The 26,282-nt window shown below is 66.1% G+C and carries 23 protein-coding genes; 14 read left to right on the top strand and 9 right to left on the bottom strand.

Annotation, left to right across the window (positions count from 1 at the left end; translation table 11 throughout):
• The first annotated feature begins 136 nt into the window (after positions 1 to 136).
• The 13 genes from FHX47_RS02520 (at position 137) to FHX47_RS02460 (ending at position 14,351) form a co-directional block, all read left to right on the top strand.
• Complete coding sequence (locus FHX47_RS02520; RefSeq protein WP_183357295.1) at positions 137 to 610, top strand: ribose-5-phosphate isomerase; 474 nt, start codon at positions 137 to 139, stop codon at positions 608 to 610.
• A 15-nt stretch (positions 611 to 625) separates the two neighbouring features.
• The gene (locus FHX47_RS11040) at positions 626 to 1,567 is read left to right on the top strand and encodes an Fpg/Nei family DNA glycosylase (protein WP_183357294.1); all 942 of its coding nucleotides are present in this window, start codon (positions 626 to 628) and stop codon (positions 1,565 to 1,567) included.
• 128 nt (positions 1,568 to 1,695) lie between these two features.
• Positions 1,696 to 3,702 (top strand): threonine--tRNA ligase, encoded by a 2,007-nt coding sequence (thrS, locus tag FHX47_RS02510; RefSeq protein ID WP_183357293.1) that lies wholly within the window; start codon positions 1,696 to 1,698, stop codon positions 3,700 to 3,702.
• A 3-nt stretch (positions 3,703 to 3,705) separates the two neighbouring features.
• On the top strand, positions 3,706 to 4,272 hold the full coding sequence (locus tag FHX47_RS02505) for an HIT family protein (RefSeq protein ID WP_183357292.1): 567 nt from the start codon (positions 3,706 to 3,708) through the stop codon (positions 4,270 to 4,272).
• Positions 4,269 to 4,877, top strand: coding sequence for a phosphatidylinositol phosphate synthase (pgsA, locus tag FHX47_RS02500; RefSeq protein WP_183357829.1), 609 nt, complete (start codon positions 4,269 to 4,271; stop codon positions 4,875 to 4,877). The genes FHX47_RS02505 and pgsA overlap by 4 nt, the downstream gene beginning before the upstream one ends.
• A gap of 109 nt (positions 4,878 to 4,986) precedes the next feature.
• Complete coding sequence (locus FHX47_RS02495) at positions 4,987 to 5,748, top strand: YebC/PmpR family DNA-binding transcriptional regulator (RefSeq protein ID WP_183357291.1); 762 nt, start codon at positions 4,987 to 4,989, stop codon at positions 5,746 to 5,748.
• Positions 5,749 to 5,751: 3 nt separating this feature from the next.
• Positions 5,752 to 6,435, top strand: a complete 684-nt coding sequence (gene ruvC, locus FHX47_RS02490) for a crossover junction endodeoxyribonuclease RuvC (protein WP_343064271.1) — start codon at positions 5,752 to 5,754, stop codon at positions 6,433 to 6,435.
• A 140-nt stretch (positions 6,436 to 6,575) separates the two neighbouring features.
• The gene (gene ruvA, locus FHX47_RS02485) at positions 6,576 to 7,220 is read left to right on the top strand and encodes a Holliday junction branch migration protein RuvA (RefSeq protein ID WP_183357290.1); all 645 of its coding nucleotides are present in this window, start codon (positions 6,576 to 6,578) and stop codon (positions 7,218 to 7,220) included.
• Positions 7,217 to 8,305 (top strand): Holliday junction branch migration DNA helicase RuvB, encoded by a 1,089-nt coding sequence (gene ruvB, locus FHX47_RS02480; RefSeq protein ID WP_183357289.1) that lies wholly within the window; start codon positions 7,217 to 7,219, stop codon positions 8,303 to 8,305. The genes ruvA and ruvB overlap by 4 nt, the downstream gene beginning before the upstream one ends.
• A gap of 60 nt (positions 8,306 to 8,365) precedes the next feature.
• Positions 8,366 to 8,719 carry a preprotein translocase subunit YajC gene (locus FHX47_RS02475; protein ID WP_183357288.1) on the top strand — a complete coding sequence of 118 codons (354 nt, stop codon included), beginning with the start codon at positions 8,366 to 8,368 and terminating at the stop codon, positions 8,717 to 8,719.
• Positions 8,720 to 8,730: 11 nt separating this feature from the next.
• The gene (secD, locus tag FHX47_RS02470; protein WP_183357287.1) at positions 8,731 to 10,665 is read left to right on the top strand and encodes a protein translocase subunit SecD; all 1,935 of its coding nucleotides are present in this window, start codon (positions 8,731 to 8,733) and stop codon (positions 10,663 to 10,665) included.
• Complete coding sequence (gene secF / locus FHX47_RS02465; RefSeq protein WP_183357286.1) at positions 10,665 to 11,816, top strand: protein translocase subunit SecF; 1,152 nt, start codon at positions 10,665 to 10,667, stop codon at positions 11,814 to 11,816. Before secD ends, secF begins: the two co-directional genes overlap by 1 nt.
• 249 nt (positions 11,817 to 12,065) lie before the next feature.
• A complete protein-coding gene (locus FHX47_RS02460) occupies positions 12,066 to 14,351 on the top strand; it encodes a RelA/SpoT family protein (protein WP_343064312.1) in 2,286 nt (761 codons plus the stop codon).
• Here FHX47_RS02460 and FHX47_RS02455 read toward each other — a convergent pair.
• The 7 genes from FHX47_RS02455 to lipB all read right to left on the bottom strand — a co-directional run bounded on the left by FHX47_RS02455 (position 14,315) and on the right by lipB (position 21,895).
• A complete protein-coding gene (locus FHX47_RS02455) occupies positions 14,315 to 15,055 on the bottom strand; it encodes a hypothetical protein (RefSeq protein WP_183357284.1) in 741 nt (246 codons plus the stop codon). The two genes, FHX47_RS02460 and FHX47_RS02455, sit on opposite strands and share 37 nt — an antisense overlap.
• Positions 15,056 to 15,144: 89 nt before the next feature.
• Positions 15,145 to 15,636 carry a Holliday junction resolvase RuvX gene (ruvX, locus tag FHX47_RS02450; protein WP_183357283.1) on the bottom strand — a complete coding sequence of 164 codons (492 nt, stop codon included), beginning with the start codon at positions 15,634 to 15,636 and terminating at the stop codon, positions 15,145 to 15,147.
• Complete coding sequence (gene alaS / locus FHX47_RS02445) at positions 15,637 to 18,333, bottom strand: alanine--tRNA ligase (protein WP_183357282.1); 2,697 nt, start codon at positions 18,331 to 18,333, stop codon at positions 15,637 to 15,639. It lies immediately after the preceding gene.
• 126 nt (positions 18,334 to 18,459) lie between these two features.
• The gene (gene rpsD / locus FHX47_RS02440) at positions 18,460 to 19,089 is read right to left on the bottom strand and encodes a 30S ribosomal protein S4 (protein ID WP_183357281.1); all 630 of its coding nucleotides are present in this window, start codon (positions 19,087 to 19,089) and stop codon (positions 18,460 to 18,462) included.
• A 188-nt stretch (positions 19,090 to 19,277) separates the two neighbouring features.
• Positions 19,278 to 20,072 carry a DUF4191 domain-containing protein gene (locus FHX47_RS02435; protein WP_183357280.1) on the bottom strand — a complete coding sequence of 265 codons (795 nt, stop codon included), beginning with the start codon at positions 20,070 to 20,072 and terminating at the stop codon, positions 19,278 to 19,280.
• Between the two features lie 54 nt (positions 20,073 to 20,126).
• Positions 20,127 to 21,107, bottom strand: a complete 981-nt coding sequence (gene lipA, locus FHX47_RS02430; protein WP_183357827.1) for a lipoyl synthase — start codon at positions 21,105 to 21,107, stop codon at positions 20,127 to 20,129.
• 59 nt (positions 21,108 to 21,166) lie between these two features.
• Positions 21,167 to 21,895, bottom strand: coding sequence for a lipoyl(octanoyl) transferase LipB (gene lipB, locus FHX47_RS02425; RefSeq protein WP_183357279.1), 729 nt, complete (start codon positions 21,893 to 21,895; stop codon positions 21,167 to 21,169).
• 155 nt (positions 21,896 to 22,050) lie between these two features.
• Between lipB and FHX47_RS02420 the strand changes: the two genes are divergently transcribed.
• A complete protein-coding gene (locus tag FHX47_RS02420) occupies positions 22,051 to 23,109 on the top strand; it encodes a protein kinase domain-containing protein (protein ID WP_183357278.1) in 1,059 nt (352 codons plus the stop codon).
• Here the strand turns inward: FHX47_RS02420 and sucB are convergent.
• Both sucB and lpdA read right to left on the bottom strand, forming a co-directional pair.
• The gene (gene sucB, locus FHX47_RS02415; protein ID WP_183357277.1) at positions 23,013 to 24,839 is read right to left on the bottom strand and encodes a 2-oxoglutarate dehydrogenase, E2 component, dihydrolipoamide succinyltransferase; all 1,827 of its coding nucleotides are present in this window, start codon (positions 24,837 to 24,839) and stop codon (positions 23,013 to 23,015) included. The genes FHX47_RS02420 and sucB overlap by 97 nt on opposite strands.
• Positions 24,840 to 24,894: 55 nt before the next feature.
• Complete coding sequence (lpdA, locus tag FHX47_RS02410) at positions 24,895 to 26,259, bottom strand: dihydrolipoyl dehydrogenase (RefSeq protein ID WP_183357276.1); 1,365 nt, start codon at positions 26,257 to 26,259, stop codon at positions 24,895 to 24,897.
• Between the last annotated feature and the right edge of the window lie 23 nt (positions 26,260 to 26,282).

Here is a 26,282-nt window from a genome sequence, read left to right as displayed (position 1 = left end):
GGTCGCCGTCGTCGTCGGGGGTGTGGTTCTGCTTGTCCATGATGAGGGCAACGATACCGGCGTCGTGACTGTTCCCAGATACGCTGGGCGGGTCCGCTGCAGAGTCGCCCGACGACGAAAGGTCCTTAAGTTACTGATGCGCGTCCACATCGCCACTGATCATGCCGGCATGGAACTCTCCGCACACCTGGTGAAGCACCTCGGATCGCTGGGGTATGAGGTCATCGACCATGGTCCGCAGACCTATGACGCGCAGGATGACTATCCCGGGTTCTGCCTGCATGCGGCTGAGGCGGTAGCGGCAGAGCTCACCGCCGGTCAGGACGCCCTGGGCGTGGTGCTGGGAGGCTCCGGCAACGGCGAGCAGATCGCCGCCAATAAGGTCACCGGCATTCGCGCCGCCCTGGCCTGGAACCTGGAGACCGCACGGCTGGCCCGCGAGCACAACAACGCCAATGTGGTGGCTCTGGGAGGACGCCAGCACAGCCTGGCCGAGGCCACTGAGATCGTCGAGGCCTTCCTGAGCGCTCAGTGGAGCGGCGAGGAGCGCCATACGCGCCGGATCGGCAAGATCAGCCACTATGAGCAGACCGGCGAGATCCTCGACTGAGACTGCTGACTCCTGGTGCCTGAAGGACACACACTCCACCGCCTGGCCGACCAGTTCCAGCGGCTCTTCATCGGCCGAAGCTGGCGCGTGACCTCACCGCAGGGGCGCTTCACCGCCGGTGCGGCACAGCTGAGCGGCCGTGCCCCCGAACGCGCAGAGGCCTGGGGAAAGCAGCTGCTGGTGCATGTGGGTGCCGACATCTGGCAGGTGCATCTGGGGCTCTACGGGGCCTTCAGCTTCCGCGGCGACACCAGCTTTGACGCCGCCGAAACGCTCGGGGCTCCGCGAACGGCCGCGGCGCAGCTGAAACCTGAGTACGCCGACGACGGCTGGATCATCCCGGTGGCCGCCGTGGGTGCGGTTCGCGCACGGATCCACGTGCCCAACGGGTGGGCGGACCTGCGGGGCCCCGCCCGGTGCCGGGTGCTCAATCCGATGCAGTACGAGGCGCTGATCGCCCGCCTCGGCCCTGACCCGCTGCGTCAGCCTCCCGGGGAGATCCGGGAGCCTCTGCTGGAGCAGTTCCGAGTGAACCTCGCCCGGCGCCGGGTCAGCATCGCCGCCGCGGTGATGGACCAGGCGGTCATCGCAGGGGTCGGCAACATCTACCGGGCTGAATCGCTCTTTGTGGCGGGCATCGACCCGCACACCCCAGCGAACGAGCTGCCGGGGGCCCGCGTCGATGCCCTCTGGCAGACGCTGACTGATCAGCTGCGCACCGGGGCGGCAGAAGGCATCATCCGCACGCTGCGTGAAAACGACCCATACCTGGGTCTGCGCGGGGCCGATGTGCACGACTACCGGGCTGGCGCGGCCGTTCGCTCCGGGGCAGCTGTGCGGCGTCATTGGGTGTATCAGCATCAGGGCACCCCGTGTCTGCGCTGCGGTGAGACGGTGCAGATGCGCCAGCTGCAGGGCAGGCGGCTGTACTGGTGCCCCGGCTGCCAGGTTCGGTGACTGCCCAGTTCTCGGTTCGCCGGCGGCTGCGGCAGGCGGGCACAGCTGGTGTCCCGTAGAATCACGACGTCAGAGGTTCATCAGGGCTCGCGCGGTCCTGGACAATCGATCAGGAGAGCATAGGCGAAGTGTCCGAACACATCAGCATCACACTCAACGGCGCACCCACGACCCTTGAGGCGGGCACCACTGGAACTGCACTGTTCGCCGACTCTGCCTCCACTGTGGTGATGCGGGTGGACGGCGAGCTCTGGGACCTCGCCCGTCAGATCCCCGCCGACGCCGAGGTCCAACCGGTCTCAATCTCCGAGCCCGAGGGCCTGGATGTGCTGCGCCACTCGACTGCCCATGTGATGGCCCAGGCCGTCCAGCAGCTCTTCCCGGACGCCAAGCTGGGGATCGGCCCCTACATCACCGACGGGTTCTACTTCGACTTCGACGTCGAGAGTCCCTTCACGCCTGATGATCTGAAGAAGATCGAGAAGGCCATGCAGAAGATCATCAACCAGAACCAGACCTTCGAACGTGAAGTGGTCGACCTTCAGGAGGCCACCCGACAGATGGCCGACGAGCCCTATAAACTCGAGCTGCTGGGGCACGGCCAGGGTGCCGACTCGATGGCGGAGGGCGCCGGCGTGGAGGTCGGCGGCGACGTCATCACCGTCTATCACAACGTGGACCGCACCGGCGAACGCGTGTGGAGCGACCTGTGCCGCGGACCCCACCTGCCCAACGCCAAGCTGATCACCAATGCCTTCGCGGTGATGCGCGCCGCCGGCGCCTACTGGCGGGGCCAGGAGTCCAACCCCCAGCTGCAGCGGCTCTACGGCACCGCCTGGCCCACCAAGGACGACCTCAAAGCGTATAAGGAGCGGCTGGCGGAGGCTGAGCGGCGCGATCATCGCCGCCTGGGCAAGGAGCTGGACCTGTTCAGCTTCCCCGAAGAGGTCGGCTCCGGGCTCTCGGTGTGGCACCCCAAAGGTGCGGTGGTGCGCGGTGAGATGGAGCAGCACGCACGACGCCGCCACCTGGAGGCGGGCTACAGCTACGTCTACACCCCGCACATCTCCAAGAGCGACCTCTTCGCGACCTCCGGGCACCTGGGCACCTACGCCGAGGACATGTGGCCGCCCATCCATATGGACGAAGAGCGCGACGAACAGGGCCAGGTCACCAAGCAGGGTCAGGACTACTACCTGAAACCCATGAACTGCCCCATGCACATCCTGATCTACGCCGAGCGCGGCCGCAGCTACCGCGAGCTGCCCATGCGGCTGGCGGAGAACGGCACGGTCTACCGCAACGAGCGCTCCGGAACTCTGCACGGGCTCACGCGGGTCCGCGGCTTCACCCAGGACGACGCCCACCTGTTCGTCCGTGAGGATCAGCTGGAGGAGGAGATCACCAAAGTGGTGGACTTCGTGCTCTCGCTGCTGCGCGACTTCGGCTTAGAGGACTTCGAGCTGGAGCTCTCCCTGCGTGATGAGCAGCAGGAGAAGTGGATCGGCTCGGAGCAGTACTGGGAGTCTGCCACCCAGGCGCTGCGCAACGTGGCAGTCGCCTCGGGGCTGAAGTACACCGAGATTCCCGGTGAGGCCGCGTTCTACGGGCCGAAGATCGACCTGAAGATCACCGACGCGATCGGTCGCAAATGGCAGCTCTCCACGGTGCAGGTGGATCCGAACCTGCCGGAGCGCTTCGACCTGGAGTACACCGCCGCCGACGGGTCCCGGCAGCGGCCCATCATGATCCACCGGGCGCTCTTCGGTTCCATCGAGCGCTTTGCCGCCATCCTGGTGGAGCACTACGCCGGGGCGTTCCCCGCCTGGCTGGCCCCAGTGCAGGTGCGCGGCATCCCGGTGGCCGAACCCTTCAACGACTACCTCGCCGAGGTGATCGAGAAGCTGAAGCGCCGCGGAGTCCGGGCCGAGTTGGAGGACGGCACCGACCGGTTCCCCAAGAAGATCCGCACCGCCTCCAAGGAGAAGATTCCCTTCGTGCTCATCGCCGGGGGCGACGACGCCGAGTCCGACGCCGTCTCCTTCCGGTTCCGGGACGGCAGCCAGGAGAACCAGGTGCCGGTGGATGAGGCGGTTGAGCGCATCGTCCGGACGATCGAGGACCGCGAGGTTTAAGCGATGCAGCCCCACAGCGTCGACGACTTTGAGCTGGCCGGTGTCCCCGACGCCTTCCAAAGGCTGTGGAGCCCCCATCGAGCCGCCTACCACTCCCGGGGACAGAACCAGGTCACCGGGGAGGGCGACTGTCCGTTCTGCCTAGCTCCTCAGCGCAGCGACGAGGAGTCGCTCATCGTCCACCGCGGTCGCAGCTGCTTCGTTCTGCTGAACCTGTATCCGTACAACCCGGGGCACCTGTTGGTGTGCCCCTACCGCCACGTGCCCGATCTCACCGACCTCAGCGATCAGGAGTCAGCGGAGTTCATGCGGCTGAGCCAGCAGGCGATGGGGGTGCTGCGCGAGGTGGCCAAGCCCTCTGGCATCAATCTGGGCATCAACCAGGGCAAGGTCGGCGGCGCGGGCATCGCCGCCCACCTGCATCAGCACCTGGTGCCGCGCTGGGCAGGCGACACCAACTTCATGCCGATCATCGCCCAGACCAAGAACCTCTCAGCCACCCTGGGGGAGACTCAGCAGCTGTTGGCTGAAGCCTGGGCTCGCGCCAGCAAAACCGAGACCCACGCCTGATGCTGAAGTACGCTCGGCGTTTCTTCCACGCGATCTTCACGCCCCTGGCCAAGACTCTGCTGCGGATGGGGCTGACCCCCAATGCGGTGACTGTCATCGGCACGCTCGGGGTGAGCCTGGGTGCGTTGGTCATCTATCCCATGGGTCACCTGTTCTGGGGCACCGTAGTGATCACCTTGTTCGTCTTCAGCGATCTGATCGACGGGCTGATGGCCACTTTGGGTGATCAGCACAGTGAAGTCGGTGGATTCCTGGACTCAGTCTGTGACCGCTTTCAGGACAGCGCAGTCTTCCTGGGGCTGATGCTGTGGTTCTTCGGGTCGGGGCAGAACTACTGGATCGGGGTGGCCGCTGCGGTCTGCCTCATTCTGGGGCTGATGGTCTCCTACATCCGTGCCCGCGCCGAATCGCTGGACTATGACGCGAACACCGGCATCGCCGAACGGCCCGAGCGGATGGTGGCCACCCTGGTGTTCACCGGCTTTGTGGGGCTGGGACTGCCCGAGGTGGTGCTGCTGGCAGTGCTGACCCTGTTGGCGGCAGCCTCGCTGATCACCGTGATCCAGCGGATGATCACTGTGGTCCGCCAGTCCCAGCAGCGCTGATCATTTGCCCATAAACCACTGTGTCCCCGCACGCTAGTAAACTGGCTGCAGAGTATCGAACTGTTGCCACCTGCAACGAAGCCGTTTCACACAATCCACGAGGAGAACCATGGCCGGCCACTCAAAATGGGCCAACACCAAGCACCGCAAGGCTGCCGTGGACGCCAAGCGGGCGAAGATCAACGCACGCTACATCAAACAGATCGAAGTTGCCGCACGCAACGGCGGCCCCGATGTTGACGGGAATCCAGGGCTGGACCTTGCGGTGTCCAAGGCGAAGAAAGAGTCGGTTCCCAACGACAACATCGACCGGGCGATCAAGCGCGGCGCCGGGCTGAGCGGAGAGGCCGTCGACTACGAGGAGGTCACCTACGAGGTGCGCGGTCCCGCCGGGTCAGCCCTGCTGGTGGAGTGCCTGACGGACAACCGCAACCGGGCCGCCTCAGACGTGCGGGTTGCGGTGTCCCGCTCAGGCGGCACCGTGGCAGACCCCGGGTCGGTCGCCTACATGTTCCAGCGCAAGGGCGTGGTCACCGTGCCCAAGACTCAGGGACTGAGCGAAGATGATGTGCTGGATGCCGTGCTGGAGGCGGGAGTCGAGGACGTCGTCGAGCAGGAGACCCACTTCCACATCCGGTCGGAGCCCACTGACTTCTCCGAGGTGCTCAATGGGCTGCAGGCCGCCGAGATCCACTACGACTCCGACGAGGTGGCGTTCCTCTCCGACATCAAGGTCGATCTTGAGCTGGAGGACGCCAAGAAGTTCCTGCGGCTGCATGACGCGCTGGACGACGTGGACGATGTGCAGAGCATTCACACCAACGCCGACCTCAGCGAAGAGACCCTGGCCGCACTCGACGCCGAGAGCTGATCGGTGGTCTCGACCCGCGCACTCAGCGGCACAGCCGGCACCTCCCGGGTGGCTCAGCGCATCCTGGGGGTGGACCCCGGCCTAACCCGGTGCGGCTTCGCGGTGGTGGAGATGCTGCCCAACCGTCGGGGTGATTCCCTGCACGTGGAGGTCAAAGGCACCCGCAGCGATCAGGACTTGGCTGAGCGGATACTGGCCATCCAGCGGGCCGCTGAGACGGTTCTGGAGCGCTATCTGCCCGATGTGCTGGCCATCGAGCGGGTCTTCGCCTCCAATAACGCGCCCACCGCGATCGCCACGGCGCAGGCCTCGGGCGTCATCATCGCCGCTGCGGCGGCACGCGGTGTGCCGGTCGCCTGGCACACCCCCTCTGAGGTGAAGGCCGCGGTGACCGACGACGGCCGGGCGAACAAGGACGCCGTGGCCCGGATGGTTCAGCGCATCCTGGGACTGCCCAGACTGCCCAAACCAGTCGATGCCACCGACGCCTATGCGGTGGCGATCTGTCACGGCTGGCGCTCCGGAGTCGGAGCGAAGTTCAGCGCCACTGCCGCCACGCAGACCCACCAGGGAGCGCGCACCGCACTGCAGCGGGCTGCCGAAGAACGTACCGCTGGGCTGACCCGAGCCCAGCAGGCCTGGGCGGAAGCCGAGAAGCGAGCCGGCAGGCCCTCCGGCCGCAGCTGAGCAACCCGGGGGAGCAGGACACGCGCCGCTCGGTCAGCCCTGCTGTCACCCTCGAGGGATAGGGTAGTCGAAGATAGATTCTAATCTGATGGTATTCTGCTCTGTCGTATTCTGGGCGGACCCAGCGAAGGGAAGGTTCTATGATTTCCAGCATCCGTGGTGAGGTGCTCCAGCTGGGGCTGGACCATGCCGTGGTGGAAGTCTCCGGCTTCGGCCTGAGCGTCCACGCCACCCCGCAGACGCTGAGCACCCTGCGCGCAGGCACCACGGCGCTGCTGCAGACCGCATTCGTTCCCCGCCAGGACGACGCTCCGCTGCTGTTCGGCTTCGCCGACGCCGACGAGCGGGAGATCTTCACAACGCTGCTGGCCATCTCAGGCATCGGACCGCGGCTGGCGCTGGCGGTGCTCAGCGTCCACCCGCCCGACGATGTGCGCACCGCCATCCGGAACTCCGATACGGCCGCCTTCACCAAGGTCCCCGGAATCGGGAAGAAGACTGCCCAGCGGATCCTGCTGGAGCTGGCCGGCAAGCTCGTCATCGAACCTCAGGAGGACGCTGCCGGGACGGCCGAGACCGGCGCGGGGGGTGCGGCCACCGCCTCGGCGACTGTGGCCGAGGTCCGGGCCGCGCTGGCCTCGCTGGGCTGGACGGAGAAGGACGCCTCGGCAGCAGTTGATGCCACCCTGCGGGCCGAACCTGAGCTGGCCGATGCCGACACCTCAACTGTGCTGCGCAGCACGCTGCGCTCCCTGGGTGCGGCCAAGGCCGGGGGCAGTCGATGAGCGAGACCGAGCACCACGACGCTGCAGCAGAGCAGGCGGCGCCCCGCGAGCTGGTCAACACCGCACCTGCAGCGGAGGAGAAGACCATGGAGGCCGCACTGCGGCCCAAGGCGCTGGAAGACTTCGTGGGCCAGTCCACGGTGCGCGGACAGCTCTCCCTGGTGCTGCAGTCCTCGGCGATGCGTGGTGCCGCAGCTGATCACGTGCTGCTCTCGGGTCCGCCGGGACTGGGAAAGACCACGTTAGCGATGATCATTGCCGCCGAAATGGGGGCCGCGCTGCGCATCACCTCGGGTCCGGCCATCCAGCATGCCGGAGACTTAGCCGCGATCCTCTCCTCACTCACCGACGGAGAGGTGCTCTTCATCGACGAGATCCACCGCATGTCCAGACCCGCCGAAGAGATGCTCTACATGGCTATGGAGGACTTCCGCGTCGACATCATCGTCGGCAAAGGAGCCGGGGCCACCTCGATTCCGCTGGAGCTGCCCTCATTCACACTGGTCGGTGCCACCACTCGTGCTGGGCTGCTGCCGGGTCCGCTGCGTGACCGGTTCGGCTTCACCGCCCATCTGGAGTTCTACAGCGTCGATGAGCTGCACCAGGTGCTGCGCCGTTCGGCGAGCATGCTCAACATCAGCGTCACCGAGGACGGCTTCGCCGAGATCGCCTCACGCTCACGCGGCACGCCGCGCATATCCAACCGCCTGCTTCGCCGGGTCCGCGACTGGGCGCTGGTGCACGGCATCGACCAGGTGGACCAGCAGGCCGCCTCGGAGGCGCTGAACACCTATGAGGTGGACTCCCTGGGGCTGGACCGCTTGGACCGGGCCGTATTGGATGCCCTGTGCACCAAGTTCCGCGGAGGCCCGGTCGGGCTCTCCACGCTGGCGATCCTGGTGGGGGAGGAGACTGAGACGGTGGAGTCGGTGGCGGAGCCCTTCCTGGTCCGGGAGGGGCTGCTGGCCCGCACTCCGCGCGGACGCATCGCCACCGACGCCGCCTGGGAGCACCTGGGCCTGGAGGCGCCGAAGCCCACCACCACTGACGAGGGACCGGCCGCCCCTAAGCTCTGGGACGAATAGTTCCGCTCCCGGCCGCGCCCAGGCACAGAAATTCACCCCGACCTGCTAGTCTTGCCCGTTGTGATTGACACCTTTCTGACCCAAATCCAGGCCGGCGATGCTGCGGGCGAGCCAGCAGGCGGCGGCATCCTGATGTTCGTCATGCTGGGCATGCTTGCCCTGCTCATCTTCATGACCTTCCGTCGCAGCCGCAAGGCCCGCCAGTCCCAGCAGCAGGCCCACGCCGGTGCCGTGGTCGGCGCCGAAGTGGTGACCGCCGGGGGCATGGTCGGCACCATCGTCTCCCGCGATGAGGAGTCCCAGCGCATCGTCCTCGAGTTCTCCAACGGCGACCGCGTCGACTTCCTGCTTGTTGCCGTCCAGCAGATTCTCACTCCTGCTCCCGGACAGCAGCCCAGCGACGAAACCAGCTGAGGCAGCTCTGAATGGCTGCACCGAAGCCCGTCCGTGCCGCCCGCGGGGCCCTGGTCGCCCTCTTTCTGATCCTGGTCACCATGGGCGGGCTGCTGGCCTACGGCGTCCAGGAGGGCCGCGCCCAGTGGGCTCCGCTGCTAGCACTTGACCTGGAGGGCGGCACCCAGATGGTGCTCTCGCCGCAGACTGAACCCGGTGAGCAGGTCGACGACGAACAGCTGCAGCAGGCCGTAGAGATCATTCGTCAGCGCGTTGACGGCACTGGCGTCGCCGAAGCCGACATCGCCGTTCAGGGCTCGGAGAACATCGTCGTCAGCCTGCCGGGCACACCGGATGAGGAGACCCGCGAGCTGATCCAGGCTCCGGCAGACATGGAGTTCCGGCCCGTGCTGCGCGCTGAGACCGACCCTGAGTTCCTCGATGATGTCATTCTGGACGCCCAGCGTGAGGAGCTCAGCGACGAGGAGCTTGAAGAGCTCGAAGCCGAACTGGAAGCCCAACGCGAATCCCAGGACGACTCCGAGACTCAGGAGGAGGCGGTGCCGGAGGACTTTGAGGAGCCCGACGGCGAGCCGCAGAACAACTCCGACCTGAACTGGATCACCCCCGAGCTGGCCGCTGAGTTCGCCAACTATGAGTGCCAACGCGACATCTCGCTGGAGCAGCGTCAGGCTCAGGAGCCGGACGAGCCGCTGATCACCTGTGACCCCGAGCGCGGGGAGAAGTTCCTGCTGGGCCCCGTCGACGTCGACGGAGAGCATATCGACGACGCCAGCTGGGGCGCCGAGCAGACACCCGGCGGCCAGTCCTCGGGCTTCTACCAGGTGACCGTGCACTTCGACAGCACCGGCACCGAAGAGTTCCGCGAATCCTCCACCCGCCTCTACGGCTTCGGCCAGAATGAGGCCCAGAACAGGTTCGGGATTGTCTTGGACGGACATGTGGTGGTTGCTCCCAGCATGAACGCCCCCATCACCGACGGCAACGCCAGCATCACCGGTGACTACTCCGAGGAGGAGGCCGAACAGCTGGCTGAGCAGCTGCGCTACGGCTCCCTGCCGATCTCCTTCTCCATCGAATCCGAGCAGCAGATTTCAGCGACCCTGGGTGCTGACCAGCTGCGCATGGGTCTGCTGGCCGGCATCATCGGTCTGCTGCTCACCGCCGGCTACGCCATCTTCCAGTACCGGTCCCTGGCGCTGGCAGTGACCATCCCCTCGCTGGTGGTCAACGCCGCACTGACCTGGTGGGCCATCTCACTGCTGGGCTGGACCGACGGGTATCGGCTGTCCTTGGCCGGCATCGCCGGGCTCATCCTGTCCATCGGGCTGACGGCCGACTCGTTCGTGGTCTACTTCGAACGCGTCAAGGACGAACTGCGCGAAGGCCGTTCGCTGGCCGGATCGGTGGAGGCTGGCTGGTCCCGGGCCAGACGGACGATTCTGGCCTCGAAGGCCGTCAACATCCTCGCCGCCGTCGTGCTCTACCTGGTGGCTGTGGGCAATGTGCGAGGGTTCGCCTTCACCTTGGGGCTCACGGCGCTGATCGATGTGATCCTGGTCTTCCTGTTCACCCATCCGATGATGCAGCTCTTGGCGCGGCGCACCTTCTTCGCAGCTGGCAAGCGGTTCTCCGGGCTCAGCGCCAAAGCGCTGGGCGTGGACGTGCTCTACCGCGGGGCGGGGCGGTTCGCCCGACGACGATTCCACGCCCAACAGGCCGAGGGTGCCGACCTCGCCGAGTCGCAGTCGGCCGCGGGCGACCGTGCCGAGGAGGTGCCTGACATTTCGGAGCAGCAATGGGCACAGATGACCATCGCCGAACGTCGCGAAGCCCGCAGCGCCGCGGCCCGCAGCCGAGAGCGGCAGCATCAGGAGTCCGCCGTGGGCTCCTCGTCCGGCGCCGCCCCGGAGGTACCACCGGACACTGTAGGAGGTGATCGCTGATGGCTGCAGGATTCGCCAAGGCCGGCAACCAGCTCTACACCGGTGAGCGCGCCTATCCGTTCATCCAGCGCTCCCACCTGTGGTTCCTCATCGCAGCGGCTGTGGTGGTCATCTCCATCGCCATTCCGTTCCTGCGGGGCGGCTTCAACCTGGGCATCGAGTTCACCGGCGGCAGCGAGTTCACCATCTCGCAGACCGACCAGGCCGATGTCAGCATCGGTGAGGAGGCGGTGCAGGAGTCCTCCGGCCAGGGGGCCACCGTCACCAACATCTCCGGTGACACCATCCGGGTGCAGACGGAGCAGCTCGACGACGAAGAGACGCTGCAGGTCGCCGAATCACTGCAGCAGGGCTACGGTGTCAGCGCCGACCAGGTCTCCTCCACGTTCATCGGCCCGGTCTGGGGTGAGCACGTCTCCCAGCAGATGCTGATCGGCCTGGTCATCTTCCTGGGGCTGGTGACCATGTATATGGCCGTCTACTTCCGCACCTGGAAGATGTCGGTAGCTGCCATGGCCGGACTCGGCTTCGTGGTGGTCACCACTGTGGGCATCTACGCGCTCACCGGCTTCGAGGTCACCCCTAGCGCCATCATTGGGTTCTTGACCATCCTCTCCTATGCGCTCTACGACACGATGGTGGTCTTCGACAAGATCCGCGAAAACGTGAACAGCCTGCACGCTCAGAAGGACCAGACCTTCACTGAGCGGGTCAATCTGGCGATCAACCAGACTCTGGTTCGGTCGGTCAACACCTCGGTGGTCGGCATTCTGCCGGTGGGCTCCATCCTGTTCATCGGTTCCTGGCTCCTGGGGGCCGGCACGCTGCGCGACATTGCCCTGGCACTGTTCACCGGCATCATTGTCGGCACGATCGCCACCATCTTCATCCAGGCTCCGCTGTTCGCGCGGATGCGCCGCAGCGATGCTGATGTGGTCGAACACACCCGGCAAGTGCTGGCCCTGCGTGAGGAGCGCGGTGTCGGAACGGTCACCCACTCCGGCACCCCGTTGGACGCCGAGGGCCGGCCGACTGCGTTCCCCGCGCTGCCCGAACCTGAGCCCAGCGACGACGAGGACGAGGATCTCGGCTATGAGATCGTCATCTCCGACGACGGGTCCCCTTCTGCCCCCAGCGGGGGAAACCGGTAGACTGGTGTGCACTGTCTAGACGGAACTGCTGAGACGGATGTTGGTCGGAGGAGAGTAGGCACTGAGCAAGTGAACGACGACGGCACACGGCCCACGGACCAGGCGGCAGCTGGGTCTGCAACAGGTGTGCCTTCGCCCACTGGCTCCGCCTACGGCAATCAGCTGGCGGAGACCGCCAGCAGCCGCTCCACCGGTGACAGCTCGTCCGGGTCGGCGGCACCGGCCGCAGCCCAGCGCCGCAGCCGCAGTGTGGGTGCGTTGAACAGTTCGGAGGACTCGCCGCTGCTGGAGCCGCTGCTGCGCGCGATGCGGGCCAATGATGCGCAGGCTGACCTGCCGCTGATCCGCAGGGCGTTCGACGTCGCTCACCATCACCATCAGGATCAGAAGCGCAAATCCGGTGACCCCTACATCACCCATCCGGTCGCCGTCGCTACGATCCTTGCGGAGCTGGGGCTGAACGGATCCACCCTGGCTGCGGCGCTGCTGCACGACACGGTGGAAGACACCGACTATTCGCTGGAGCGCCTCACCGAGGACTTCGGTGACGAGATCGCCCTGCTGGTCGATGGTGTCACCAAACTGGACAAGCTGAAGTTCGGCGACGCCGCACAGGCCGAGACCGTGCGCAAAATGGTCCTCGCGATGGCCAAGGACATCCGGGTGCTGATGATCAAACTCGGCGACCGGCTCCACAATGCGCGCACCTGGCGCTACGTCGCTGCCGAGTCCAGCGCGCGCAAGGCGAAGGAGACCCTGGAGATATTCTCCCCGCTGGCTCACCGGTTGGGCATGAACACGATCAAGTGGGAGTTGGAGGATCTCTCCTTCGCCGCCCTGTACCCGAAGGTCTATGAAGAGATCGTCCGGCTGGTCGGCGACCGCACTCCGCAGCGGGAGAAGTTCCTCTCCGAAGTGCGCACCACGATCGCCGATGACCTCAACGCCTCCAACATCGCAGCAACAATCACCGGTCGCCCCAAGCACTACTACTCCATCTATCAGAAGATGATCGTCCGCGGCCGCGAGTTCGACGATATTCATGACCTGATGGGTGTGCGCATGCTGGTGGACTCGGTGCGCGACTGCTATGCGGCACTGGGGACCCTGCATGCACGCTGGAGTCCGCTGCCGGGGCGGTTCAAGGACTACATCGCCATGCCCAAGTTCAATATGTATCAGTCCCTGCACACCACGGTGCTGGGCCCCCAGGGCAAACCGGTGGAGGTGCAGATCCGCACCTATGAGATGCACCGCCGAGCCGAGTACGGTGTGGCCGCCCACTGGAAGTACAAGCAGACTCAGCGCGATGGGTCGAAGCCGCCGGCCACCGACAGCGCCACAGCGGCTGCTGCCACCGGCACCGCGCAGTCGCCGCAGGCAACCCAGCAGAACCAGGCCACTGCAGACATCAGCTGGCTGCGGTCCCTGGTGGATTGGCAGTCTGAGACCACCGACCCCGACGAGTTCCTGGAGTCGCTGCGCTACGAGATCAACGCCCGCGAAGTCTTCGTCTATACCCCCAAGGGTGAAGTCATCTCGCTGCCGGCCGGTGCCACACCTGTGGACTTCGCCTACGTGATTCACACCGACGTGGGCCATAAGACCATCGGCGCCCGCGTCAATGGAAAGCTTGTGCCGCTGACCTCTGAGCTGCAGCACGGTGATTGGGTGGAGATCTTCACCTCGAAGGCCGAGGGTGCCGGCCCGTCCCAGGACTGGCTGATGTTCGTTAAGTCGGCGCGGGCCAGGAACAAGATTCGGCACTGGTTCTCCAAGGAGCGCCGCGAAGAGTCGATCGAACGTGGCAAGGAGTCGCTGACCAAGGCGATTCGCCGGTCGAATCTACCGCTGCAGAAGGTGCTGAGCCCCGATGTGCTGCTCACCGTCGCCGAGGAACTGCACTACACCGACATTTCCGGACTCTACGCCGGTGTGGGGGAGGACCACGTCTCCACGCAGAATGTGATGGAGCACCTCACCGCACTCTTCGAGCCCGACGACGAAGAGTCCGAGGAGCACGACACCACCCCCATCACCTCACCGCCGCTGCGCACCAGTGAGTACGCCGACGCCGGGGTGATCGTCCGCGGAGCAGGAAACGTGCTGGCCAAACTGGCGCGCTGCTGCACGCCGGTGCCCCCGGACGAGATCGAAGGGTTCGTCACCCGGGGTCATGGTGTGTCGGTGCACCGGGCAGACTGCCGCAACGTCCAACAGCTGCGCCAGGAGCCGGGCCGTCTGGTGGAGGTAGACTGGGCCCCCACCAAGAGCTCCGTCTTCCTGGTGGAGATCCAGGTCGAGGCCCTGGACCGCAAGTCGCTTCTCTCCGATGTCACACGCACCTTGGCGGAGTCCCAGGTCAATATTCTCTCCGCATCCGTGCAGACCTCGACCGACCGGGTGGCGATCTCGCGCTTCAGCTTCGAGATGGGCGATCCGCGCTACCTGAATCACGTGCTGAACTCGGTGCGCCGCATCGATGGGGTCTATGACGTCTATCGCACAGTGGGCAAGCGCCGCGAGGCGCACTGATCCACCAGCTGCTCCGCACGGACTGCGCGCCTGCTGCGAGGTCCAGGCAGCCCGAGAATCCGCACCACGGCTGCCAGCACGTCGTCGCGGACGCCCGGGGCGTACCGCAGCAGCTCACCGATCAGGTCCATCCGATGTGCCGTACCCTGCTCGTCCTCCGGTGAGGGGCTCAGCACGCTGTGGTCGCGCTCATGCAGCGGCTCGCTGCTGCGCGGCCAGTAGTGCAGCTGGTCGCTGAGCCCCTCCCCGTCGAGCAGCTGATCCAGGCTGCGGCGACTACCCGCTGCCCCGATGCCGCAGTAGATGTCTGCGGCGGTGCGCGTGGGATTGGTGATGGTCATACGCCCGATGCGCTGCGTCTCCTGCGCAGACAGTGGCACCTGATAGACCCGCCAGGCGCCGTCGGTGGGGCGCCGGTAGACGCCCTGAGTGATCACCTGCGCCCGGTGCGGCGGGTCCAGGCCCAGGTGCACCCATGCGGCGGTCTCACCGCAGAGCACCCCGCAGCTGCGAAGTGCCGTGCTCAGCAGCGCCGCGGCAGCCGCTGAGCGGACCGTGGCGGTGGCCGAGAGCTGGCGCTCGGCGTAGACATCGGCGAGCATATGGCGCAGCACACCCTGGGCGACCATGGTCTGCAGCTCCGCTGCGGTGAAGGGGTAGCCGGGGCGGTAGATGCCCGTCAGTGGGGCTGCTGCTGTTTCCATGGCTCAACAATGCTCGCTGAGCTGAGCCGACACAAGAGGGGTCACTTCAGCTGTGGATAAGACCGGCCGGCCTCTTCCACAGCGCAGCGTCAGTCCGCTGGGCTGGTCACCGGTTCACCCGGTTCCGATCCCAGAGATGCTCGCATGTCCAGGGCGTGGGTGAGGATCTCCACGGCCGCCGCCTGGTCAATGCTGCCGCGCTGATGCTTAGCCTCCACGCCTGCCGCGCGCATCTTTTCGGCCGCCGAGACGGTGGAGAGGCGCTCATCCACCAGGCGCACCTGCACCTGCTGCTCCGCCCGGCTCAGCCGCACAGCCAGTTCGGCGGCGTAGTCGCGGGCCTTCTGCGTCGACGCAGTCTCCGCCGCCGAGAGTGACAGGGGCAGGCCCACGTATATCACCTGCGCGTCGCGGTCCCGGGCGATCCTGACCAGCATCCGCTGGTCCGAGCAGCGCTTCGGGTCGCGCCGAAGCGTCATCACTGGTGTGGCCAGCAGCGCATCGGGGTCGGAGGCGGCAAGTCCCACTCTGGCCTCGCCCACGTCGACGGCGAGCCGCACGCCGGGCCGCTGAGCGCTCATTCAGCCGCGGCTGCGCACGTCGGCGACCACGAGGTCCAGTGCCTGGGAGATCTTTGAGACGTCCTGTCCGCCGCCCTGGGCCAGGTCGGGCTTTCCGCCGCCTCCGCCGCCGAGCACCCCGCAGGCCCGCTTCACCAGGTCGCCTGCGGCGATTCCCTCGGCACGCGCTGCCTCCGTGGTGGCGATGACGATGACGGGCCGGCCCTTGGACTCTGCGGCGGCTGCGATCACCGCTGGGTGGCTGCCGAAGCGTCCGCGCAGGTCCAGCACCAGCTGACGCAGGTCGTCACCGCCGGCCTCACCTGCATGATGGGCCACGACGGCGACACCGTCGGCGTCCACCGCGCTCTGCACGAGCTGGCCCGCCTGGGCGCGCAGCTGTTCGGAGCGCAGCCGCTCCACCTCACGCTCAGTGTCCTTCAGCTTCTGCAATGTTGCTGAGATCCGGTCAGGGACCTGGTCGGCAGGAACTTTGAGCATCTCCGTCAGCTGATTGACCAGAGTGCGTTCAGCGGCGAAGTGGCGGAACGCGTCCAGGCCGACCAGTGCCTCCACCCGGCGGTTGCCCGAGCCCACTGAGGCCTCCGACATCAGTGCCAGGGTGCCGATCTCAGCGGTGGTGTCCACGTGCGTGCCCCCGCACAGCTCGCGGGACCAGGGGCCGTTGAGCTCCACGACTCGAACCTGGTCTCCGTACTTCTCGCCGAAGAGCATCATCGCACCCATCGCCTGGGCCTCCTCGAAGGGCACGACCTTGGTCTGCACCGGGTGATTATCGCGCACTGCCAAGTTGGCGACCTCCTCCAGCTCCTGGCGGGCGGAGGGTGACATGGCGTCGTCGTGGGTGAAGTCGAAGCGCAGGTAGCCCTCCTTGTTGAAGGAGCCTGCTTGGACGGCCTCCGGACCGAGCACATCGTGCAGGGCGGCGTGGATGATGTGGGTGGCCGTGTGCGCCTTCTCCGCATCGAGACGACGCCGCACATCGATCGCGCCCACCGCTTGGGCGCCGACGGCCACTTCGCCCTCAGCAACTGTGGCCCGGTGCACGGAGAGCCCCTTGATGGGGGACTGCACGTCGCGGACTTCAAGGGTGAAGCCGTCGCCGGTGATACGTCCGGTGTCGGCGGCCTGGCCGCCAGCCTCCGCGTAGAACGGGGTGGCATCCAGGACGATCTCGATCTCCTCGCCGGCTGCGGCGCTGGTGCGATATTCGCCGTTGACCAGGATGCCGCGGATATGGGACTCAGTGGCCTCTTCGGTGTATCCGGTGAAGGCGGTGGGGGAGTCGGCCAGCAGCTGGTGGTACATCTCGGTGTTGGCGTGTCCGGACCGCTTGGCCTTGGCATCGGCCTGGGCGCGGTTGCGCTGCTCGGTCATCAGCTGGGTGAAGGTGGCCTGGTCCACGCTGACCCCGGCCTCCTCGGCCATCTCCAGGGTGAGGTCGATGGGGAAGCCGTAGGTGTCGTGCAGCGCGAACGCGTCGTCTCCGGTCAGTGGGGAGCCAGACTGCTTCGCCTGTGCCACGGCGCTCTCCAGGCGGGTGGTGCCGGCGGAGATGGTCCGCAGGAAGGCCTGCTCCTCCCGGACTGCGGTGGCTCTGAAGGCGTCGAATCGTTCTTCGACCACCGGGTAGACGGCCTTCATCGCGTCCTTGGAGGCTGCGATGAGGTCTGCGAAGACCGCGTCCTCCACGCCCAGCAGCCGCATGCCGAGGATCACCCGGCGGATCAGGCGCCGGAGAATATAGCCGCCGCCCTCGTTGGAGGGGCGCACACCGTCGGAGATCAGCATCAGCGCGCTGCGGGTGTGATCAGCGATCATGCGCAGCCGAACGTCGACGGCGTGGTTGGGATCCTGCGGGTCTTCGGTGGAGGTGTAGCTCACCCCGGCCAACTCAGCGGCCCGGTCCAGCACCGGGCGCACCTGGTCGGTCTCGTAGATGCTGTCCACGCCCTGAAGCACCATGGCCAGCCGCTCCAGCCCCAGCCCGGTGTCGATGCTCTTGGACTTCAGCGGCCCGGCGACGTCGAAGTCGGTCTGCGAGCGGACCTCAGAGAGCCGGTACTGCATGAACACCAGGTTCCAGATCTCCACGTAGCGCGTCTCATCGGCGGCCGGACCGCCCTCGACGCCGTAGCTGGGGCCGCGGTCGTAGTAGATCTCCGAGCACGGGCCCCCGGGGCCCGGCTGGTGGGTGTGCCAGTAGTTGTCCTCAGCGTCGAAGCGCTGAATCCGCTCCTCGGGCACCCCCACGGAGTCGCGCCAGATCTCGTAGGCTTCGTCGTCGTGCTCATAGACCGTCACCCACAGCCGTTCCGGGTCCAGGCCGTAGCCGCGCAGCCCGGTGGCTGGGTCGCCCTGCACCGATGTGGTCAGCAGCTCCCATGCCATGGGGATGGCCTGCTCCTTGAAGTAGTCGCCGAAGGAGAAGTTGCCGCACATCTGGAAGAAGGTGCCGTGCCGTGCGGTCTTGCCGACCTCTTCGATGTCTTCGGTGCGGATGCACTTCTGCACTGAGGCCGCCCGGGGGTAGGGAGGTGTCTCAGCGCCGGTGAAATAGGGGATGAAGGGCACCATTCCCGCGATGGTGAACAGCAGCGAGGGTTCCGGCGAGACCAGCGAGGCTGAGGGGACCTTGGTATGACCCTTGGCGCTGAAGTAGTCATGCCAGGTGCTCGTGATGTCCTGCGACTTCATCGGTGTGCAGTGTCCTTATCGTTGAGGCGCGGGTTCAGGTGACTGGATAAGTTTACGCCGAACGCACAGAGCCCGCCGTCTCCGAAGCGGATGCGGCGGGCCCTGAGCGGATAAAGTGTGTGCGAATCAGCGCGCGTAGTACTCGACCACGAGCTGCTCCTCGCAGGTCACGGGAACTTCTGCGCGAGTCGGCTTGCGGGTCAGAGTGGCCTGCAGCTTCTCGATCTCCACAGTCAGGTAGCCCGGGACCGCCGGCAGAACTTCCTGGTGGGCGCCGGCGGCGGCGACCTGGAAAGGCTCGAACTTATCGCTGCGCTCGTGCACGTGAATCATCTGGCCGGGCTTGACGCGGAATGACGGGCGGTCGACGCGCTTGCCGTTGACGACGATGTGGCGGTGCACCACGAACTGGCGAGCCTGAGCAATGGTGCGGGCGAAGCCTGCACGCAGCACCAGTGCGTCCAGCCGGGACTCCAGCAGCTCGATGAGCGTCTCACCGGTCAGGCCCTCCTGGCGGCGGGCCTCTTCGTAGTAGCGCAGCATCTGTGCTTCGCGGATGCCGTACTGGGCGCGGAGCCGCTGCTTCTCGCGCTTACGCACCGAGTAGTCGGAATCGGCCTTGCGGCGGGTACGGCCGTGCTGGCCGGGGCCGTAGGGGCGACGATCCAGGTATTTCTGGGCCTTGGGCGTCAGCGCGACGCCGAGGGCGCGGCTGGCCTTCACAGTACGACGACTGCGCAGGGGACTGGTAGGCATAGGTGTCTCTTTCTGCTCTTCGTGGACGGCATCGTGTTTATCCGCTGCTCATGGCAGTGTCATGAGCAGCTCCTGGCCTCCGTCAGATCAGTCAGTGGGAGAGCTCGAGCTGCCGATTGCTCGATGACTACGACGAAAGACGTGCTTTCGCCTGCCAGACAACGCTCTAGTCTATCAGAGGAGCGCCCTCAGCCGCGCAGTGCCTTGCGGTCAGGCCGTGAGCGGAAGGGGTCCACGCCCTTGGGGATGGGCGGCTGAGAGATCGGCAGGGCCGAGAGGCGGCGCTCAATCTCGTGGACCTCGTGCTTGGTGAGCTTCTTGTCCAGCTTCTTGAGGTGTTTGGTGAGCTTGGGCAGCGGCACCTGATGGTTGCCTGCGCGTCCGGACTGCACCACCACGATGGGGACCTCGTTGCGCAGCACCGGCCGCAGGCGCTTGCGCGTCTTCTCCACCATCTTCTTCACCCGGGCCGGGGGGCCTTCGGTGACCAAGATGACGCCCGGCTTGCCGACCACACGAAAGACGGCGTCCTGAGTCTTGGCGTCCATGGCGATCGGCTCTTCGGAGACCACCCAGCCCCGGCGCAGGGTGTTGAGCGCGGCCGCCGCAGCTCCGGGACGGCCCTCGATGCGCGCAAACGCAGCCTTCTCTGCACGACGGTTCATCACGATCATGGCCGCCAGCAGGGCGAAGGGCGTGGCGACCAGCAGGCCGGTGATCCAATTGAGCAGCAGGGTGACCAGGACGAAGGCGACGGCGAAGGTCACCAGCGCGGCAAGCAGCATCCACCAGACAATGTTCGGGTCGTGGGCCCGTGTCATGGTGAAGACCTGCTTGATGCGGGCGAAGAACCCTTCACCCTTGGCCTTCTTATTGGTCTTGCGCTTCTTCTTATCGACCTTCTGCTGCTCGCGCAGCTTCTTCAGCTCAGCCTTGGCTGCCTGCTTGGAGGTGGGCTCGGTAACGGAGGATTTGTCTGCCATGATGTCCTCCATCGTATCCGATGGGCCTGCATAATCCCCAGACGCAGCTGGGCCTCAGAAGCCTGCCGCAACCAGCGTGGAAGCCTCCTGCTTGGTCTGTCCGGAGGGCTGAATGTGGGAGAGCTCCTCAGGGATCTCCCACCCCTTCTTCTGCATGGCTTTGGCCCACAGGGACCCGGCCCGGTAGGAGGAGCGGACCAGGGGCCCGGACATCACACCCAGGAAGCCGATCTCCTCGGCCTCCTGAGAGATCTCCATGAACTCCTGGGGCTTCACCCACCGGTCCACCGGCAGGTGCCGGGGCGTGGGACGCAGATACTGGGTGATGGTGAGCAGATCACAACCGGCGTCGTGGTGGTCCTGCAGCGCTTCGCTGATCTCTTCGCGCGTCTCGCCCATACCCAGGATGAGATTGGACTTGGTGATCATTCCGCGCTTGCGGCCCTGGCTCAGCACATCCAGGGACCGCTCGTAGCGGAACGCCGGCCGGATCCTGCGGAAGATGCGCGGCACAGTCTCCACATTGTGGGCGAAGACCTCAGGTTTGGCCTCAGTGATCGCGGCGATGTTCTCCTCATGGCCGTTGAAGTCGGGGATGAGGATCTCTACCCCGGTGCCCGGATTCAGCTGGTGAATCGTGCGGATGGTCTCCGCGTACAGCCAGGCTCCGCCATCGGGCAGGTCATCGCGTGCTACACCGGTGACGGTCGCGTAGCGCAGCTCCATCTCCCGGACCGACTCAGCCACCTGCAGCGGCTCACTCTCATCCAGGGCGGCGGGTCGGCCGGTGTCGATCTCGCAGAAGTCGCAGCGTCGGGTGCATGCGGACCCGCCGATGAGGAAGGTGGCTTCGCGGTCTTCCCAACATTCAAAGATGTTCGGACAGCCAGCCTCTTCGCACACCGTGTGCAGGCCCTTGCCTCCCACGCGCCGCTTCATCTCGGCGAACTCGGGACCCATCGTGACTTTGGTCCGCATCCATTCTGGTTTCCGCTCCACCGGGGTCGCGGCGTTCTTCGCCTCAACGCGCAGCATCCGGCGACCTTCAGGGGCCAGCGCTCCGGTTGAGGCAGTGGAGGTGGGTGCACATCCGCTCACGAGGGGATTCCTTCCTTCGGCTGCGAGGTTGAACAGGCAGAGCGCTCCTCAGCGTGCTGACCTGAGGGGGCGCTCTCCTCTGATGAGGTGTAGCGCGGCAGAGTACGACCCAATTCCGCCGCCATGCGCTCGGAGATCTCGGCCGGGGTCACGGTGCGGCCCAGCTCAGCGCTGACCGTTGTGGTGCCGGCGTCGGAGATGCCGCAGGGCACAATATTGCTGAACGGGGAGAGGTCGTTGGAACAGTTCAGGGCGAATCCGTGGGTCGTCACGGATTGGTGGACACGGATGCCGACTGCGGCGATCTTCTTGTCCGCGGGGCCGCCGGTGATCCATACCCCCGAACGCCCTTCGACCCGCTCGCCCCGGATCCCGTAGTCCGCAGCCAAGACGCTGATGATGGCCTGCTCCAAGGCACACACATAGTCCTTGACCAGTGCTCGGTTCCGGAGTTTGAGGATCGGATAGCCGACCAGCTGACCGCGGCCGTGCCAGGTGATCTTCCCACCCCGGTCGACGTCGACCACCGGTGTGCCGTCCTTGGGCCGATCCTGGGGTTCGGTGCGTCTGCCTGCGGTGTAGACGTCGGCATGCTCCAGCAGCAGCAGAGTCGAGGGGGCCTGCCCGTCAAGCACCTGCGCGTGCAGGCTGCGCTGCAGGTCCAGGGCCTCGGCATAGTCGACCAGTTTCGGATCGAAGCCGAGATTGCGGGTCGGTAGTTCCATGCTCTTACCCTACGCCTTGTGCCGGAGTCGATGACGCCGTAAGTCATCGCCATGCGAACGTGTCAGATCCCGCCTGATCAGCAGATTCTCCATGGGGGACGCCCAGCCTGTGGATAACTTCTGCAGAGTTCGGCGATTCTCGGCAGTCTGGGACCATGAGTCAGCACCAGAATCCTCATCCAGCCCCTGCCGCAGCGTCCCGGAGCATCGCCGGTCTCGCGTCGCCTCCCCAGGTGCCGGGACTGAGTGTGGGACGCCTGTTGGGCCTCGGTGGTCGCGCCGCCGTATGGCTGGTGCATCCCCGGCCGGGGGCCGAGCCCCGCTCGAACGCCGAGGTCGTGTGGGTCAGCGGCGGGTCCGAGATTCCGCAGCAGCTGGCGCTGAAGGTTCCGCTGGCGAAGCCGCAGGCAGTGATGAGCCTGCGCAGCGGCCGCGAGGAGCTGGACGCGATGCTTCCGCTGCACCACGACCATCTGGTGCGTGCCTGGGGGCTGACACGCACCCAGGGTGTGCCGGGCGTGCTCATGGACGCCTACCCGGCCGGCTCATTGGCCCAGCTGCTGCGCTCCGCCGGCCGCCTGTCGGCTGGTGCGGTGGTGACCGCACTGACACCGGTGGCCTCAGCCCTGGAGCATCTGCACCGGTTGGGCGCCTGCCACGCAGATGTCAGCACAGCCAATATTCTGCTCAGCTATGAGGGTCGGCCCGCCCTGGCGGACCTGGGGGAGGCAGCACTCTTGGGCATGGGGTCCGTGGACGGCTCGCCCGAGGACGACGTCGCCGCCCTGGCCGCTGCGGCATGGGAGCTGCTCACCGCCCGGCGTCCGGATCAGAGTCCGCACCGGGCGCCGCTCGGCGCGCTGCGGCCGGAGCTTCCACTGGCACTGGTGTCGCTGCTGGAGGAGTGTTTGGGCGCGCCGCCGGGGCAGCGCCCCAGTGCGGAGGAGTTCGCCGCAGAGCTCTACGACTGCGCAGAGCCCACCGCCCTGCGGCTGGCCGCTCACGTCGATGATGAGGCCCTGGCAGAGCTTCCCACACAGCTTCCAGTGCGCCAGGAGCCCGGCCCATCGAAATGGACCGGGCTCCTGAGGCGCTTCGGGTTCAGATCGCGTGGGACTCAGAGGCCCAGCTGGGCCTCGAAGTTCCCCTCCTCCAAGCGCGCCTTCAGCGTCTGGAGGAAACGGCCGGCGTCGGCGCCGTCGACGATCCGGTGATCGTAGGTCAGCGAGAGGTACATCAGGTGGCGGATGCCGATGGTGTCATTGCCATCGGCGTCGGCGACCACTTTGGGCCGCTTCTCGATGATGCCGGTGCCCAGGATGCCCACCTGCGGCTGATTGATGATCGGAGTGTCGAACAGCGCCCCCACCGACCCGATGTTGGTGATGGTGAAGGTCCCTCCGGAGAGTTCGTTGGGGCCGATCTTGCCGTCGCGGGTGCGCTCACCCACATCGGAGATCCGCTTGGCCAGGCCCGCGATGGACAGGTCTCCGGCGTCGTTGACCACCGGTACCAGCAGCCCCTTCTCGGTGTCGACTGCGATGGCCAGGTGCTCAGCGTCGTGGTAGGTGATCTGCTGCTCGTCCTGGTTGTACTCCGCGTTGAGCTTGGGGTGCTGCTTCAGGCCCTCCGTCACGGCCGTGGCGATGAACGGCAGGTAGGTCAGCTTCACACCGTTGGCCTGCTGGAAGCTCTGCTTGGCCTTGGCCCGCAGGTTGACGACGCGGGTCATGTCCACCTCTTGGACCTGGGTCAGCTGCGCGGAGACGTCCAGGGATTCCTTCATGCGCTGGGCGATGACCTGGCGGATGCGTGGCGCCTTCTCGGTGGTGCCGCGCTTGGTGGTGTCCACCTGGACCTGAGGCGCCGGCTTTGCCTCTGTTTCGCCGCCGTCGGCCTCAGCCGAGCTCTTCTTGGACTCCACGGCGTCCAGCACGTCCTGCTTGCGGATGCGTCCGCCAACTCCGGTCCCTGTGACCTGGGAGAGGTCCACGTCTTCCTTCTTGGCCAGTCGGCGCACCAGCGGAGTGACGTATCCCTCGGCCGAGCTGTCCGAGGAGCTGTTCGCCGGGGCCGGAGTGGAGGTCTTCTGCGAGTCCTGCTTCGGCTCCTCCTTGGGCGGCTTCTGCTCCTGCTTCGGCTCCTCAGCAGGCTCAGGCTCGGGCTTCTCCTCCTTCTCCTGGGAGACTTCGGCGGCCTCCTCAGTGGGCTCTTCAGACTTCGGAGCAGATTCGCCGGAGCCGGAGCCCACAAGTGCCAGCACGGCACCGACTTCGACTTCCTCGTCCTCGCTGACCTTCAGCTCCTGCACCGTGCCGGCCACGGGGGAGGGGACCTCGGTGTCGACCTTATCGGTGGAGACTTCCAGCAGCGGCTGGTCGACCTCCACCTCGTCACCGACGTCGACGAGCCAACGGGTCACGGTGCCCTCGGTGACGGACTCGCCCAGGGCAGGCAGGGTGACCTCTTCGGAGTCGCCGGAGGTGTCCTCGGCCGGGCTGTCCTCCTCGGTGGTGGCCTCGCCGCCGCCGGACTCACCGGCCGCTGGGGTGGGGGCCTCCTCCTCGGCGGCCTCTTGCGTGGACTCCGAGGACTCGGCCGACTCTGACTCCGCAGGCGCTTCTTCGGACTCTGCTTCGTCCTCGCCGCCTTCTTCTGACCCTTCGTCCTTTGAGCCTTCATCCTCGGAGCCGCCGCCTGCGCCGGAGCCGTCGCCGATCTTCACCAGGGGTGCGCCGACTTCGATCTCTTCGTCCTCAGCGACCAGCTGCTCCTCAACGACGCCGGCAACAGTGGAGGGAACTTCGGTGTCGACCTTATCGGTGGAAATTTCCAGCAGCGGCTGGTCGACCTCGACCTCCTCTCCGACCTCGACGAGCCAGCGGGTGACAGTGCCTTCGGTGACGGATTCACCGAGTTCGGGAAGGTTGACAGTCTCAGACATGATGTCCGTCTCCTACTCGTGGTTCTTAGGTGCCTGGTCGTTGGTGGCCTGTGCTCTAGCCGTGCAGGGGGTGACCGAAGAGCGCCATGGCGGCTTCCCCCATGGCCTCGTTCTGTGTGGGGTGGGCGTGGACCAGCGTGGCGACGTCCTCCGGGTAGGCTTCCCAGTTGACGATGAGCTGAGCCTCACCGATCTGCTCGCTGATACGGGAGCCGATGCCGTGGACCCCGACGATGGGTCCGTCCTTGACCCCGATCATTTTGATGATGCCGCCGGTGCCCAGGATCGAGGATTTACCGTTCCCGGCCAGGTTGTACTCGGTGATCTGCAGGTTGTCCTTGCCGAACTCCTCCTCAGCCTTGGGCTGGGTGTAGCCCACCGACATGATCTCCGGCTCGCAGAAGGTGACCTTCGGAATGTTGATGTCCTCCACCACCAGGGGGCTGTTGCCAGCGATCTCCTCGGCGACGAAGATGCCCTGCTGGTAGCCCCGGTGGGCCAGCTGCAGCCCCGGCACGATGTCCCCGATGGCGTAGATGCTGCCGACCCCGGTGTGCAGACGCTCATCGGTGATCACGAACCCGCGGTCCAGAGTGACGCCCTGATCTTCGAAGCCCAGGCCCTCGGTGACTGGTCCGCGGCCCACGGCCACCAGACAGATCTCCGCCTCAAAGGTCTTGCCGTCCTCCAGGGTCACCTTGACGCCGTCGGAGGTTTCCTCCACGTCTTTGAAGAAGGTGCCGGTGTTGGCGGTGATGCCGCGCTTCTTGAAGCTGCGCTCCAGCTGCTTGATGATCGCAGGGTCCTCATTGGGGACCAGGCTGGGCAGCCCCTCGATGATGGTCACCTCGGTGCCGTAGCTGGTCCAGGCGGAGGCGAACTCGCTGCCGATGACCCCGCCGCCGAGCACGATGGCGGACTTGGGCGTGTAGTCCAGCTCCAGCGCCTCGGTGGAGGTCATGATCCGGTCGCTCACCGGCAGTCCGAAGGTCTTGGCGGTGGAGCCGGTCGCCAGCACGATGTGCTTGGCCTGGTATGTGGTGCCCTCGACGTCGACCTCGTTCTCCGAGACGAGCTTTCCCTCACCTTCGATGACCTGGACCTTGCGCATCTTCAGCAGTCCGGTGAGCCCCTTGTGCTTTCCGGCGACGATGTCGTCCTTATATTCGCGGACCTTCGCCATGTCGATGCCCTCGAAGGTGGTCTTCACACCGTACTTCTCGGACGAACGAGCATCGTCTGCCAGCTCTGCGGCGTGCAGGTAGGCCTTGGTGGGGATGCAGCCGGTGTGCAGGCAGGTGCCGCCGAGCTTGGACTTCTCCACCAGGGCGACGCTGAAACCATGCTGGACGCTGCGCAGTGCCGCGGCATATCCTGCGCTGCCGCCTCCGAGGACCAGTACGTCGAATTCTTCGGCCACGTGTCAGGCTCCTTTGGTGTGTG

Source organism: Garicola koreensis (assembly GCF_014195445.1).
In the GTDB taxonomy this organism is placed as follows: Bacteria; Actinomycetota; Actinomycetes; order Actinomycetales; family Micrococcaceae; genus Nesterenkonia; species Nesterenkonia koreensis.
This window is presented reverse-complemented; position numbering and strand designations above follow the sequence as displayed.